The following is a 13,323-nucleotide window of genomic DNA, read 5'->3' as shown; positions in this document are numbered from 1 at the left end:
GCGGCTCAGGAGTGCGTGGACTCGCCCGCCCGGGTCGCGTCCGCGCCCCAGCTCGCCAGCAGCCGCAGCGCCTCCGCCGAGGGGGAGCCCGGTTCCGCGTGGTAGGTGACCAGGGCCTGCTCGGTGCCGTCGGACAGGGGGAACGACTCGAAGTTCAGGGTCAGTTCGCCGACCAGTGGGTGGCGGAGCTGCTTGACGCCGAAGTTCTTCTCCTTGACGTCGTGAGTGGCCCACAGACGCCTGAACTCCTCGCTCTTCACGGAGAGCTCGCCGACCAGCGCGGACAGCCGCGGGTCGTCGGGATGGCAGCCGGCGTCCATGCGCAGATAACTGACCATGTCGGTCGCCTTCTGCTCCCACGGCACGAACAGGTCGCGGTACTCCGGCCGCAGGAACACCAGCCGGGCCCAGTTGCGCTCCTGCACCGGCAGCTCCGACCAGTCCCCGAAGACCGCCGCCGCCATCCGGTTCCAGGCCAGGATGTCCGAGCGCCGCCCCGAGACGTACGCCGGGACGTCCATCGAGTCCAGCAGCTGCCGGATCGACCCGCGCACCTGCTCGGTGCGCGCGGTGGCCTTCTTCTTGTGCTGCTTGGGCTTCGCCAGATGCGTGAGGTGCGCGCGCTCGGCGTCGGTCAGCCGCAGCGCACGGGCGATGGCGTCCAGGACCTCCGCCGAGACATTGCGCCCGTTGCCCTGCTCCAGACGTGTGTAGTACGCCACCGAGACGCCCGCCAGCTGCGACAGCTCCTCGCGGCGCAGCCCCGGTACCCTGCGGTGCCGCCCGAAGTCCGGCAGCCCCACATCCTCCGGCTTCAGCCGGGCCCGCCGGGTGCGCAGAAACTCACTGAGCTCGGCGCGCCGGTCCAGCGAGCGGCCTCCGGGCAGTTCCTCGGCCATGTCGTCCATACGTCAAGTATTCACGGTCGTACGCACACCATCCTGTCCCCGCCAGTAGTAGAACCGGCGAACGTACGCAAAGCCGTGGCCTGGGTGGGCGTCGATTCCTGGGGCAGGCTGTGCAGCGTGCCCGGACGGATGGACAAGACAGAAGGCAGCCGGGCACGCACTCTCCCGAGGAGAACCACCCTCATGACCACTGTTGCCGCATACGCCGCCCCCGCCGCGAAGGCTCCGCTGGAGCGCACCACCATCGAGCGCCGGGCGGTCCGCGAGCACGACGTCCTGATCGACATCAAGTTCGCCGGCATCTGCCACTCGGACATCCACCAGGCCCAGGAGGGCTGGGGCGAGGCCATCTTCCCGATGGTCCCGGGCCACGAGATCGCCGGCACAGTCTCCGAGGTCGGCCCCGGTGTCACCAAGTACCAGGTCGGCGACCGGGTCGGTGTCGGCTGCCTGGTCGACTCCTGCCGTGAGTGCGACAACTGCAAGGCAGGCCTCGAGCAGCACTGCACCGGGGGCTCGGTCGGCACGTACAACGCCATCGGCAAGGACGGCGAGCCCACCTACGGCGGCTACTCCGAGAAGGTCGTCGTCGACGAGAACTTCGTCGTCCGTATCCCCGAGGGCCTGGCCCTCGACGAGGCCGCCCCGCTGCTGTGCGCCGGCATCACCACGTACTCCCCGCTCAAGCGGTGGGGTGCCGCTCCCGGCAAGAAGGTCGCCGTGATCGGCCTGGGCGGTCTCGGCCACATGGGTGTCAAGATCGCGCACGCGCTCGGCGCCGAGGTCACCGTCCTGTCGCAGTCCCTGCGCAAGAAGGACGACGGCCTGAAGCTGGGCGCGGACCACTACTACGCGACCAGCGACGAGAGCACCTTCAAGGAGCTGTCCGGCTCCTTCGACCTCATCCTCTCCACGGTCTCGGCCCCGCTGGACTTCGGCGTGTACCTCGGCCTGCTCAAGGCGGGCGGCGCCCTGGTGAACGTCGGCGCCCCCGAGGAGCCGATCGCCCTGAACCTCTTCTCCCTCATCGGCGGCAGCAAGACCCTCGCCGGTTCGGCGATCGGCGGCATCGCCGAGACCCAGGAGATGCTGGACTTCTGCGCCGAGCACGGCATCGGCGCCGAGATCGAGCTGATCACCGCGTCGGAGATCAACGAGGCGTACGAGCGGGTCGTCAACAGCGATGTCCGCTACCGGTTCGTGATCGACACGGCGACGATCTGACGCACACGGCGTGAACGAAGGGCCCCGGTCTGATGCCGGGGCCCTTCGGCGTACGGCTGGGGCGGGCCAGGTGTTGGTGCTTGGGTGTACGGCTTGCTTCCGTGGGGGCCTTGGGTGTGTGGCTGGCGCGGGCCGGGGGTCTTCAGCGCATGGCTCGCTTCGCGGGAGGGCTTTGCGTGTGCGGCTCGGTCCGGTGGGGGGCTTTGCGTGTGCGGCTCGGCCCGGTGGGGGCTTGGGTGTGTGGCTTGCGTCGGTCGGGGGTCTTCAGGGCATGGCTTGCTCTGCGGAGAGCTTTGCGTGTGCGGCCGGCCCCGGGAGGGCCTTGGGCGGGCGGCTTGTGCGCGCCGGGGGCCTTCAGCGCACGGCTCGCTTCGGCGGGCGGCGCCTCGGTGTGCGGGTCGCTCCGAGGACGACGAACAGCCGGCCAGCAGCCCTCCGACGACGGTCGCGGCCACGACGGCCTTCACTGCTGCTGCGCGCACGGCTGCTCCGGGAAGTACTGGGGTTGCAGGAGGTCTGCTAAGGCAAGGCTTACCTTAACCCGTGGCGGAGTAGGGTCTGAACGAGGAGGTACCGATGACCGTTCAGCTGAACCACACCATCGTCGCCGCACACGACAAGCACGCCTCGGCCCACTTCCTGGCCGACCTCCTGGGCCTGCCGGTGAGTCCGCAGTACGGCCCGTTCGTCCCGGTCGAGATCCCGAACGGGGTGACTCTCGACTATATGGACACGCGCGACGAGATCACGCCCCAGCACTACGCGTTCCTCGTCACCGAGGACGACTTCGACACGATCTTCACCCGGATCCGGGAGGCGGGGCTGACCTACTGGGCGGACCCGTTCCACCACCGCCCGGGCGAGATCAACCACAACGACGGGGGCCGGGGCGCGTACTTCGATGATCCGAACGGCCATCGGCTGGAGATCCTGACGAGGCCCTACGGCAGCGGAGGCTGACGTTCCCCGAGGGGCACGGGCGGTTCAGCGGGGCGTGATTCAGCCCTTCGCCCCGCCGGCCAGGTAGGCACCCAGGCTGTCGAGGAGCATGGTGCTGCCCTGCTCGGCCATGTCGCGTTCCTCCGCGCTGTCAGAGGTCTGGCGGAGCACGATCCGCGTACGGCGGTCGTCCCGCTCCTCGAGTTCCATGGTCATGACCGCGGGCGCGGGCTTGCCGGGTACGTCCATACAGACCACCAGAACGCGGTTCTCGTCGACCTCGAGGTAGGAGCCGGTCAGCGGGAACTGTCCGCCGTCGGGTGTGACCACCGTGGCCTTCCACGCGCCGCCCGGTCGTACATCCATCTCGACGGAGCCGGGAGCGGCGTAGGCCCACTGTGCGTACTGGTCGGGGGTGGTCCACGCCCGCCACACCCGCGCCGCCGTAACGTCCAGCGTTCGGGTCAGCTCGTAGGAGAAGCCGTTGGCCGGGGTCGTCTGCTCGGTGCTCATGCTTGGTCGCCTCGTTTCGTGCCTCGCGGAACTGTCGTGCCTGTAGACGTCCGCGGGCACGAGGACTCATCGGTGCGCCGGCCCTTGTCCGGTGTCGGGGTGCGCCCCGGGTCGGGGGCGCACCCACGGTCCACCGGTCTACGGGGTGCCGTTGGCGGCGAACGTCCACACGGCACGGCTGCCGGGGCCGACGGTGAGGGTCGAGTGGCCGAGCTGCTCCACGTGCCGGTCCTTCACGGGCCGGTTGAGCGACATCTCGACCCGCTGCAACCCGGCCTGTTCGCGCGGGACGGCGTCGAACCTGATCGTGGTGCCGCCCCCCGTCGCGACGACGCCACCGCCCGGCACGTTCTTGACGGCGAACCCGCCGGCCCGCAACAGCGGCACGGTGTCGGCGAGGTCTCCCTCGGTGACCGCGAAGTGGACGTAGGTCACGTCACGCATCAGGTGGGTGCGGTAGTCGTCGGACAGGTAGCGCTCCCGGCCGACGTCACCGGGGAAGCTCGCGGGCTCGGTGTTGCCACGAGGATCGGCGAAGTACTCCGGCCGGTACTCCATCGCCCAGGCGTTGAAGGCGTCGTACTCGGTGGTGGTGAGGATGGCGTCGAACCACGGCACGGGCACACCGTCACCGAAGTCCTTGGTCTGGAGGAATTCGACGGGGTCGGTGACCCCTTCGCTCTTCAGCCGCTCGGTGACCGTCGCCAGGTCTCCGTCCCGTTCGGTCGACAGGCCCAGCCCGCCGGAGCCGAGGGTGCCGTCCGGGCCGGCGATGTCACCGACTCCGAACAGTTCCAGATAGGTCTCGCGGCCCATCAGGTAGCGGCCGGTCCAGGTCTGTCCGCCGGTACCGGTCGTGGTGCGGACCTGGAAGTTGGCGAAGTCCCGCAGGTAGTCGGAGTGTTCGATGGCGTCGGCGGTCTCCCGGTCGAGAACCCCGTAGGAGTGGTTGTAGAACAACAGCTGCCGGTCGGACGAGACCCGGCTCCCTTCGGCCTGTGCCGTCCCCACGGCACCCCCGATCGCTGCGGCGAGGGCCGCGGCGAGTACGACGATCATCCGTAATATCCGCTGAATCCGCATGCGGGCGATCGTAGGTCGGGACGGCCGCGGCCGCGGTTCATTTTCAACGGGGTCGAAATGCTTGACACATGGCGTTCAGTGCGGTGCCGCACGGCGCCGCCCCGCTGTTACGCGGGGAGGTAACTCGGCCACCAGGGTGGGACGTTGCCCGGGCAGAACGGGTCGGGGTAGGAGTCCGGCATGCCGAGCCACGTCACGAGGAACCAGGCGAACCACAGGGTGAAGACGAGCCCTGTGACCCGAGCGGTGCGGGGGTAACGCCTGCCGAGGGTGTTGTGCAGGATCATCCACGGAACCGAAGTGGCGATCCATATGAGAGGCACCAGGAACGCCAAGGTCATGCTGTTGGCCGCCGCCTTGATGCCGATGTCACAGGCAGCCCACGCCCTGCCGATCGCGGCGACGCACACCACCGCGGTGAGCCCGCCGAGGAGGACACCCGAACCGGCTCCTCGGAAGTGACGGCTCGCAGGACGCGACGGACCGGCTCCCACGATCAACCCCCCGGGCAGTGGTCACGCAGGGTACCAATGCCTTGACGAAGGACGCCGGGGCCATGGCCTTCACGGAGTGGCTCAGGTGGCCCGGAATCGTCCGGAACCCTCGTGCGTTGAGGGGGGTGGGCACAGAATGTCGGTGACGTGCGAGCCGAGTGGCCCGACTGACCGAGCCGACAGATATGGGAGGACCGCAATGGCCACGCAGACACAGAGGGCCGTGCTGGCGGGCGGATGTTTCTGGGGCATGGAGGAACTGATCCGCCGGCTTCCGGGCGTCACGGCGACCCGGGTGGGATACACCGGCGGTGACGTGCCGAACGCGACGTACCGCAACCACGGCACGCACGCGGAGGCCATCGAGATCCTCTACGACCCTGAGAAGACCGACTACCGCGCGCTCCTGGAGTTCTTCTTCCAGATCCACGACCCGAGCACCAAGAACCGCCAGGGCAACGACATCGGCCTCAGCTACCGCTCGGCGATCTACTACGTGGACGACGAGCAGAAGCGGATCGCCGAGGACACGATCGCGGACGTCGACGCCTCCGGTCTGTGGCCGGGCAAGGTCGTCACCGAGGTCGAGCCGGTGGGCCCCTTCTGGGAGGCCGAGCCGGAGCACCAGGACTACCTCCAGCGGTACCCGGACGGTTACACCTGCCACTTCCCGCGGCCGGGATGGCGCCTGCCCGCCCGCACGGAGGGCTGACCGCAGGGCGCCCCGCAGCCCTGTTCCGTTGCGGAGAGACCCGTCACCGTGCCTCGCGCAGCCGAAGAAGATACGTCGCGGTCAGCGCGACGGCACGGTCGATGTCGTACGACAACGCCACGAGGGCGCGTGCGGCCGTGGCTCCGGGGATGTCCGCCAGCGCCTGGGTCAGCCGGGCGCGGGCGGGCGCCTCGGCGGCGCCGTCGGCGAGGCGCCCGACGAGCCCGGTGGCGATCCGGTCCGCGGTCGCGGTGTCACCCGCCAGCATGCTCAGTGCGTCGGCCGCGTCGGTGTCGTTCGGCCCCGCCACGATCATGTCGATGAGCGCCGGGACGGCATCGGCCACGCCACGCGTCCCGAGTGCCAGCGCCGCCTGACCGCGGACCACGGCATCGGTGTCCGCGAGAGCCGCACGCAGTCCGGCGGTGGACTCCTCACCCGGCATCTCGGCGAGGGACCGAACGGCACGTTCCCGTACCGCGGCCGACGGTGAGTCGAGGCCCTGAGCCAGCAGTGCCGCGCTGCCGTCGCCCGACCGTGCCAGCGCCCATCGAAGGGCTCCGGCGACGTTCGGATCCGTCTCCCTGAGCACCGCCTCGACCAGGGCCTCCACCGGCACGCGGATCTCGTCGACCGAGGACAGCGCGGCACGCTGGCGGGCGGCGGCGCTCTTCGACCCCAGCGCCCGAAGCATCACGACGACCTGGAGTACGGACTCCCAGTCCGCGGGTTCCACGGCATCGATCCGGCGGAGCCGCGTCAGCAGCTCGGTCTCGGCCGCGATGCGTTCGCGCGTCTGACGGATGAGGTCGTCGACGAGCGCCGAAGGTGTGAAGCCGGGATCGTCGAGCGCGCGCCCGATCTCACGCAGCGACAGTCCCAGCGACCGCAGGCTCTCGATGTGGAAGATCCGCCGGATGTCGTCGCCGGAGTACTCCCGGTAGCCGGAACCCGTACGACCCGAAGGGCGCAGCAGGCCGAGCGACTCGTAGTGCCTGAGCATGCGGGCACTGACCCCGGACCGTCGCGCCACCTCACCGATCAACACGCCCTATCGTCCCTCCTGGCCGTCCCCGCCGAGGGCCACTACGCGCTTCGCCTCCTCGACAGCGAACTCGAATCCGGCATCAGGGTCGCGCAGCAGCCGTTCCGTGGCGAGCGCGTGTGTGCGCACGCGTCGGTCAGGGGCCGTCGTCGCGGCACGCAGCACCGGCAGCACGACCTCACCCAGTGCGACCAGCGCCCTGCTGAGACTCAGCTGCGTCTCCCGCTCGCCACGGCCGAGCTGCGTCGCCAGTACCGTGGCCAACCCGGACTCCCCGCCTTCCGGCACCAGCACGACCGCGGTCCGCCAGGCACTGCGCGCCACCTCCTCGTCGCCGTCGGACAGAAGCTCCCTGGTGATCGCCGGCCACGCCCGCCGGTCCCCGATCTTGGACAGCGTGTGCAATGCCTGGCTCCGCGCCTGCGCACGCTCCGAGGCGACCTCGCGGAGCAGCACGGGGAGCGTCACGGACACCGGGTGGCGGGTGAGGGCCCAGGTGAGCATGTCCCGGACGAAGAACTCTGGCTCGACCGCGCACCGCTCGACGAGCTTGTCGACGAACCGCGCATCCGGCGCCGTACCGACCGCCAGGGCGGCCCGCAGCCGCACGGACGAACGACGGTCCTCCAGCCCCTGAAGCGCCCGCATGTGCTTCGCGTCCGGTCCCTGTCCCTGCTCTGCCATGGTCACCGAGACCACCTCCTCGGCAAGCAGTGAAGGCCTTGTCACGGTGTCAAGGTCAATGGGCGCGGTGCGTGCTTGGTTGCTCAGCGCTCGATGAAGCGGGGGTCCGGCCACGTGGAGATCGGTTCGTCGGAGACCGAGTAGATCTCCAGGAGCGACAGGTAGCCGTCCTCGGTGCAGACGATGACACCGGCCGAGTGCGGGTCGGTGTAACCGGCGTCCACAGCCGGATTGTCGTGCGGCGGCGCAGGAGCGACCGCTGTACGGTCCACCTCCAGATCGACCGTCGCGCAGCCGCAGCCACATCGGCCCGACACGCGGGTGTGAGGAACCTGGGCCAGCAGGGCGCCACTTACCGGATCCGGGCCGGCCAGCAACGCCCGCAGGGTCGCCGTGACCTCCGGCGACAGCGACTCAGCCATCGGCCTTGGCCCCGCAGATCGGGCAGGAGACACCGGTCCGTCATTCGCGTAGGTGGGCAAGAAGTTCGTCCTCAACGGGATAGGGGCGTTCCTCGGGCAGCAGCCGGGTGGCCGCGTCCAACTCGCCGGCTCTGACCAGGGCGTGAATTTCGTGGGCGAGTGGGGTCACGTCGCGGATGGCGATCGTCCACTCGTCCGCGTAGCGTCGTGAGGCCTCGCCGGAGAGGCCCAGTTGCAGGGAACGGTACGGCCGGGGCTGGAGTTGCAGATCCCGCTCAGGATCCCACTGCACGCGAGCCGGGGCGCGTTTCAACTGACGCTGCCAGGTGGCCCGGTCGGCATGTGTGCCGCGAGCGTAGGCCGACAGGCAGGCGTTGGTCAGCGCCCACTCGAAGCCGTCACGGTTGATCTCGACCGCGAGTACGGTCTCCTGCCCCTCTTTGGTGCCCCAGCCGCAGCGGTACATCATCCACAGGAACGACGGCTTGATCCACGTCATCCTGTCGCGCTTCCACGCGGCGGGGAAACGGCCCTCCTTGACGGCGGGCAGGCCGATCTCCGGGGCGTACGCCTGGTAGACGGTGATCGTCGATGCCGTGTGCAGCGCGCGGATCCTGTGTTGCGGTTCGTCCATGACGTACAGGGTGCGGCCCGTTGATCCCTGCCGGCCATCGGTTTTCGAACGCTTGAGATGCCACAGCGAGGGTTGGGCAAGACCGAGTATCTGGACCGCCGGTGCCTCGGACCTGGGGGCCGCACTGCGATCAACTGCAGGTGCTTCCTGAAGCTGCACTCACCGACCCGGTGATCACCGAGCGCGGACATCGGCGAGCGGTCAGTCGTCCGCAGGAGTCGGCGTAAGGCCTGTCGGGCAGGACGCCCCCCCAGTTCGTCCCGACCGGGTCACCCAGCCTGATCCCCGTCCACGATCCCGCAGTACCCCGCCGGGGATTCTTGTCGAGGTACTGCTGGTGGTAACACTCGGCGGCGTAGGAACGGAGTAACCTCATCCAGCCCGCTGACCAGCCCAGCTATCACCGCGTGAGACCGACTAGACTGAGGCCAGCGCGAGGCCGCGAACCTCAGCAAGGCCGCCGCACTCCGCATCGGCCAGGAGGCCGGCCACGGCGAGATCATGGCGTGGGCGTGGGAGATCGAGCATGGTTCGCCCTCACTCAGAGCCGTTGGCAAGGCATGCTCCAAGCCGTCGAAGCCGGCCACGTCGCCGACCAGACGCATTCCGTCGGCGTCCAGCTCTACGCCCACAAGGCGGGAGCCGCCGCCCGCCTCGGCTTCGGTGATGCGTACAACGCGGGAGTAGCGGTGATCCTCGAAGCCGCTGAGATGCCTGAGAACGGCCGCCGCGTTGTCCCGGTGCAACATTGTGGGTGCCGGTCACACCGCGCGGTTCCAGTCCCCTCCATGGGGCTCCCAAAGTGAATGTCGACAACAACCGACCGGTCGTGACCTTTACTGACGCTGCAGGCAGCCGCTGGATCCTTGATGAACATGGTGAACTGCGCGAGGCCCCCGGAGCATAGTCGCGCGCCGTCCCAGAGATCTCCGATCCGTTGGTCATGCAGCCGACCAGGGAGAAAAGGTCTGTGAGGGTGGCTTGACATGGGTCATCAAGCCGCGTCCACAGTCCTCAACCACGCTGCCGGTGCGGTCTGGCGGGCTGGACTGACCAGGTGGGAACGGGCAGGTCTGTGAGAAAGTGCGGCGTGATCCACTATCTGCGGTTCTTCTTCGAGGCCGGCGTGAACACCCCTCTGTGGCCGGAAGACATGGACAGCCCGTACGGCTACCCATGTGATCTGGCGCGCCTCCCGATCAGTCCACAGACACGGGCCGAGTTGGCCAGGTTGAGCGAGTGGTACCAGTCGTCGATTGACTGGGACTACCCGCCGGATCCGTCACCGTGGTCCGACGAGGAACTCCAACAGTTCAAGCAGCAGGCTCTCAGCACATTGGACGTGCTGCGTCGCGAACTGGGTGTGGGCTGGGTCGTCAGGGACGAGAGCCTGCTCTGAGACGTGAGCGGAGGTCAGAAGAGCAGTTCATATAGAAGGCCTCAACCCGGTGCTCGTGCCCACCAGTCGGTTCACCGCCAACGACATGGACTTCACCCTGCTCAACCGCTCCACCGACTACGGCACGTTCGCCGAAGTCCAAGCAGCAGACCCGGAGCACACCACAAGCTGACTGCCTCACTGCCGGAGGAGGCCTGCTACTCAGGGTGCTCAACTTAGGATGAGTGAGGCCTGGATGGAGGAAGGATGCTTGGCGAGCAGCAGTGATAAAGGTCTGTGAGCGAGGCTTGACATGGATCAAGCCGTCGTTGCTGGCCGACTGCCGTCCGCGGGAGGAACGAGGACTTGAGCCAGGTCATCCGGTTCCGCTTCCACACGGCGGGAGCGTCCCTCTCGGATGATCGAGCAGGACGGCCCCGGTTCGTCTCCAGTGACGCCTCCGCTCCACCTCCGTCCGGCCGAACTTGACCTGCCGTGTGACCTGACGGGCCCTTTCGCCGGTGTGACGATCAGTTGACGGTTACACCGGGAACGAAGGCAACGAGCCCCGACAGGAAGCTGCCAATAGCCGCGAGGGTGACGAGGGTGGCCTTGCCATCCGAGAACAGCCCTGAACAGAAGGCACGTACCTGGCGTCGGAAGATCAGCATCTTGAGTTTCTGCCAACGGTGCTGACGGATGTGGCAGCCCATGAGAAGGCCAGTTGCGTTGTTACGGCAGCCGTCCTCGCGTCCACGGACGGGGGCACTGCACGTCACTGGGGCTTGGAAGAAGCACCAGAGCAGGACGGCGGCCGAGAGAGTGATCACCACCGCAGGTCCAGCCGCCTTGTTGATCCATGCGGCGATCAGTAGTGCGCCGGCCAGAACTCCCCACCACTGTCCCAACCCGCCAAGTCGACTGCTTCGTGCCCCCGAGGTTGCCATGTCTTGAATCGTGGCGAGCTGCATGGCAACTCATGCCCTGGGATGGCTTCCTGACCGAAAAGAGCCTCAGGACGGCCGACTGGTGCTGCAGCGGAGAGTCTGCCGCTGCACTCCCTGAGGTGTCGGTGCCACAGCCGCCCTGCTAGACGGAGTGCCGCGCCGCCGCCTACTTGCCCGTTTCCTCCGGCGCTGTGGCGATGCCCGTCGGGCAGGACGCCCCCCAGTTCGTCTCGAATGGGGTACTTAGCTTGACTCCCGTCCCGCCCAGCCCGCAGTACCCGCCCGGGTTTTTGCTACCCGAAAGGTACTGCTGGTGGTACCCCTCCGCCGGGTAGAAGGGCCAGCCCTTCGCGGGGAGGATCTCCGTGGAGATCGTGCCGTGGCCCGAGGACGTGAGGGCCTGCTGGTAGGCGGCTCGGGAGGCTTCGGCCGTGGCTGCCTGTGCGGGGGTGTGGGTGTAGATCGCCGAGCGGTACTGGGTGCCGACGTCGTTGCCCTGGCGGAAGCCCTGCGTCGGGTCGTGGGACTCCCAGAAGGTCTTCAGGAGGCGCTCGTACGAGATGAGGGCGGGGTCGAAGACCACGCGGACCGCTTCCGTGTGGCCGGTGAGACCCGAGCAGACCTCCTCGTACGCGGGGTTCTCGGTGTGGCCGCCCTGGTAGCCGACCAGGGTCGTCCACACACCCACCGGGAGCTTCCAGAACGTGCGCTCGGCGCCCCAGAAGCAGCCCAGGCCGAAGTCGGCGATCTGGTGGCCCTCGGGGTAGGGGCCGAGCAGCGGGGTGCGGAGGACCGTGTGGCGGTCGGGGACCGTGAACATCGGCTCGGGGCGGCCTGTCAGCGCCTGCTCGGCGGTGGGCAGGACGGGCGTACGGCCGAACAGCATGACGTGGGCTCCTTCGTTCGTGCGCGTCGCACGGGATGCGCAGTCGGCATCGGGAACGTTTCCGTGCGGGGCCGCATTCCGACTGGCCCGGACTGGATGTGAGCCCGGCGCCGGCCCGAGCCCGCTGTCAGTCCGAACGTGCCGCGCCGGATCACCCTCGACGTCACTGCGTCAGCGTCGCCGGACTGCCGCCGTTCGCCTCGTACCCCGCCACCGCCAGTGCCCGGTATATCGCGAACTCCGCGGCCGGATCGGCGGACAGTGTCCAGGGCAGGGCGCCGACGTGGCCGTCGATGTGGACGAGCTGGCTCATCGCCTCCGCCCAGCGCTCGCCGCGCACGAGGAAGAAGACGAGCAGATGGCGGACGTGGGCCAGCATCGGATCGTCGGCGCGGGCCGAGTGGACCGCGTGCAGCGCGCCGTGGATCGCCTTGGTCACGACCTCGCTCCGGTAGAAGCCGCTGACCAGGTTCACCTCGGGCAGGTGCTCGAAGACCGCGAACAGGGGCATCGCGGCGAGGAGGGAGCCGCGCGGCGCCCGGGCGGCGGCCGCCTCCGCGAAGCTGTACGCCAGCTCCCGAGAGCCGTGCCACTTCTCGCACCAGTAGTGCAGCGCGGCCAGGTGCGCCCCCATGTGGGCCGGGGCGCGGTCCAGGATCTTCAGCCACAGTTGCTCGAACTCCGCCTGCGAATAGGCCATTCCGCGCGCCACGGAGAGCTCGACGATGTACGGGACCGGATCGCCGGGGGCCAGCAGCGCCGCCTCACCGCAGGCCACCTTCGCCTCCTCCATGATGATCCGGAACTCGTCCGTGCCCGGCGTCGAGGTCCGCCACGCCTGGTGGACCAGGAACTCCGCGTGCACGGCCGCGCCGCCCGCGTCCTTGGGCTGCTCGGCCCGCCACACCCGCAGCCACTGCCCGCCCGGCGCCTCGCTGACCCCGCCCGGACGCTGCTGCAACTCCAGCGAGGCGGCTCCGGCGAAGGCCTGCACGCGCTGCCAGCGCAGCTCGCCCTCCCGCTCGGTGCCGGCGAGGAGCTGGGAGGCCGCCTTGTAGTCCTGTGTGCGCTGCACCAGGTCCAGGACGTCCAGCAGATCCTGGTCGGGGCCGGGCATGCGGATGTCCAGCTCCTCCTGCCGCGCGAAGCCGTAGTCCTCCGGGTCCGCGGCGTCCGGGTGGCCCGCCGGGACCTGTTCGATCCCGCCTCGCCTGCGCCGCAGGAACGGAAGCAGCACGAAGCCCAGCATGACCGCCGCCATCAGGACCCAGAGAATCTCCATGCCCCAAGAGTTCCAGACGCCGCCGACAATTGCCCAACCCGCTCGGCGGCCTGTGGAAAACTTCCGGACCGGCCCGAATGTCCTGTGGGAAACTCCCCGCGGACCGCCCGAACGCCTGGGGAAACCCCTGCCGTGGGGCCTTGCGGAGCCCGTCGTCCGTCATCGGTCCTCC

15 protein-coding genes are annotated in these 13,323 nt (G+C 68.8%); 4 read left to right on the top strand and 11 right to left on the bottom strand.

Annotated features, from left to right (window positions below; genetic code table 11):
- Positions 1–5: 5 nt before the first annotated feature.
- On the bottom strand, positions 6–908 hold the full coding sequence (locus BFN33_RS30860) for a helix-turn-helix transcriptional regulator (protein WP_069763433.1): 903 nt from the start codon (positions 906–908) through the stop codon (positions 6–8).
- 183 nt (positions 909–1,091) lie between these two features.
- Between BFN33_RS30860 and BFN33_RS30855 the strand changes: the two genes are divergently transcribed.
- Positions 1,092–2,132, top strand: coding sequence for an NAD(P)-dependent alcohol dehydrogenase (locus tag BFN33_RS30855; protein ID WP_069763432.1), 1,041 nt, complete (start codon positions 1,092–1,094; stop codon positions 2,130–2,132).
- Between the two features lie 576 nt (positions 2,133–2,708).
- On the top strand, positions 2,709–3,092 hold the full coding sequence (locus tag BFN33_RS30850; protein WP_069763431.1) for a VOC family protein: 384 nt from the start codon (positions 2,709–2,711) through the stop codon (positions 3,090–3,092).
- 39 nt (positions 3,093–3,131) lie between these two features.
- On the opposite strand, the gene BFN33_RS30845 is transcribed toward BFN33_RS30850, so the two are convergent.
- The 3 genes from BFN33_RS30845 to BFN33_RS54650 form a co-directional block, all read right to left on the bottom strand.
- Positions 3,132–3,584 (bottom strand): SRPBCC domain-containing protein, encoded by a 453-nt coding sequence (locus BFN33_RS30845; RefSeq protein ID WP_069763430.1) that lies wholly within the window; start codon positions 3,582–3,584, stop codon positions 3,132–3,134.
- 138 nt (positions 3,585–3,722) lie between these two features.
- Positions 3,723–4,643 (bottom strand): DUF5829 family protein, encoded by a 921-nt coding sequence (locus tag BFN33_RS30840; protein WP_069763429.1) that lies wholly within the window; start codon positions 4,641–4,643, stop codon positions 3,723–3,725.
- Between the two features lie 131 nt (positions 4,644–4,774).
- Positions 4,775–5,161 (bottom strand): hypothetical protein, encoded by a 387-nt coding sequence (locus tag BFN33_RS54650; protein WP_069763581.1) that lies wholly within the window; start codon positions 5,159–5,161, stop codon positions 4,775–4,777.
- Between the two features lie 199 nt (positions 5,162–5,360).
- On the opposite strand from BFN33_RS54650, the gene msrA (BFN33_RS30830) reads away from it, so the two are divergent.
- Complete coding sequence (gene msrA, locus BFN33_RS30830; protein WP_069763428.1) at positions 5,361–5,873, top strand: peptide-methionine (S)-S-oxide reductase MsrA; 513 nt, start codon at positions 5,361–5,363, stop codon at positions 5,871–5,873.
- Positions 5,874–5,916: 43 nt separating this feature from the next.
- Here msrA (BFN33_RS30830) and BFN33_RS30825 read toward each other — a convergent pair whose 3' ends face one another.
- The 4 genes from BFN33_RS30825 to BFN33_RS30810 all read right to left on the bottom strand — a co-directional run bounded on the left by BFN33_RS30825 (position 5,917) and on the right by BFN33_RS30810 (position 8,658).
- Positions 5,917–6,921 carry a MerR family transcriptional regulator gene (locus tag BFN33_RS30825; protein WP_069763427.1) on the bottom strand — a complete coding sequence of 335 codons (1,005 nt, stop codon included), beginning with the start codon at positions 6,919–6,921 and terminating at the stop codon, positions 5,917–5,919.
- A gap of 3 nt (positions 6,922–6,924) precedes the next feature.
- A complete protein-coding gene (locus BFN33_RS30820; protein WP_176742505.1) occupies positions 6,925–7,602 on the bottom strand; it encodes a HEAT repeat domain-containing protein in 678 nt (225 codons plus the stop codon).
- An 83-nt stretch (positions 7,603–7,685) separates the two neighbouring features.
- The gene (locus BFN33_RS30815; RefSeq protein ID WP_069763426.1) at positions 7,686–8,024 is read right to left on the bottom strand and encodes a hypothetical protein; all 339 of its coding nucleotides are present in this window, start codon (positions 8,022–8,024) and stop codon (positions 7,686–7,688) included.
- A gap of 40 nt (positions 8,025–8,064) precedes the next feature.
- Positions 8,065–8,658: a DUF4291 domain-containing protein gene (locus tag BFN33_RS30810; RefSeq protein WP_069763425.1), complete on the bottom strand. Its 594-nt coding sequence runs from the start codon at positions 8,656–8,658 to the stop codon at positions 8,065–8,067.
- 1,090 nt (positions 8,659–9,748) lie between these two features.
- Here BFN33_RS30810 and BFN33_RS30800 point away from each other — a divergent pair.
- Positions 9,749–10,057, top strand: a complete 309-nt coding sequence (locus BFN33_RS30800) for a hypothetical protein (protein WP_069763423.1) — start codon at positions 9,749–9,751, stop codon at positions 10,055–10,057.
- A 509-nt stretch (positions 10,058–10,566) separates the two neighbouring features.
- Here BFN33_RS30800 and BFN33_RS30795 read toward each other — a convergent pair.
- From BFN33_RS30795 to BFN33_RS30785, 3 genes are all read right to left on the bottom strand, one after another.
- Positions 10,567–11,007, bottom strand: a complete 441-nt coding sequence (locus BFN33_RS30795) for a hypothetical protein (RefSeq protein ID WP_256122904.1) — start codon at positions 11,005–11,007, stop codon at positions 10,567–10,569.
- A 142-nt stretch (positions 11,008–11,149) separates the two neighbouring features.
- Positions 11,150–11,869 (bottom strand): peptide-methionine (S)-S-oxide reductase MsrA, encoded by a 720-nt coding sequence (gene msrA / locus BFN33_RS30790; RefSeq protein ID WP_069763422.1) that lies wholly within the window; start codon positions 11,867–11,869, stop codon positions 11,150–11,152.
- A 163-nt stretch (positions 11,870–12,032) separates the two neighbouring features.
- Positions 12,033–13,151 carry a hypothetical protein gene (locus BFN33_RS30785; protein WP_069763421.1) on the bottom strand — a complete coding sequence of 373 codons (1,119 nt, stop codon included), beginning with the start codon at positions 13,149–13,151 and terminating at the stop codon, positions 12,033–12,035.
- Positions 13,152–13,323: the final 172 nt, after the last annotated feature.

The organism is Streptomyces sp. LUP47B (assembly GCF_001746295.1).
Taxonomy (GTDB): domain Bacteria; phylum Actinomycetota; class Actinomycetes; order Streptomycetales; family Streptomycetaceae; genus Streptomyces.
The sequence above is the reverse complement of the archived record's forward strand: the minus strand, read 5'-3'. Positions and strand labels throughout refer to the sequence as shown.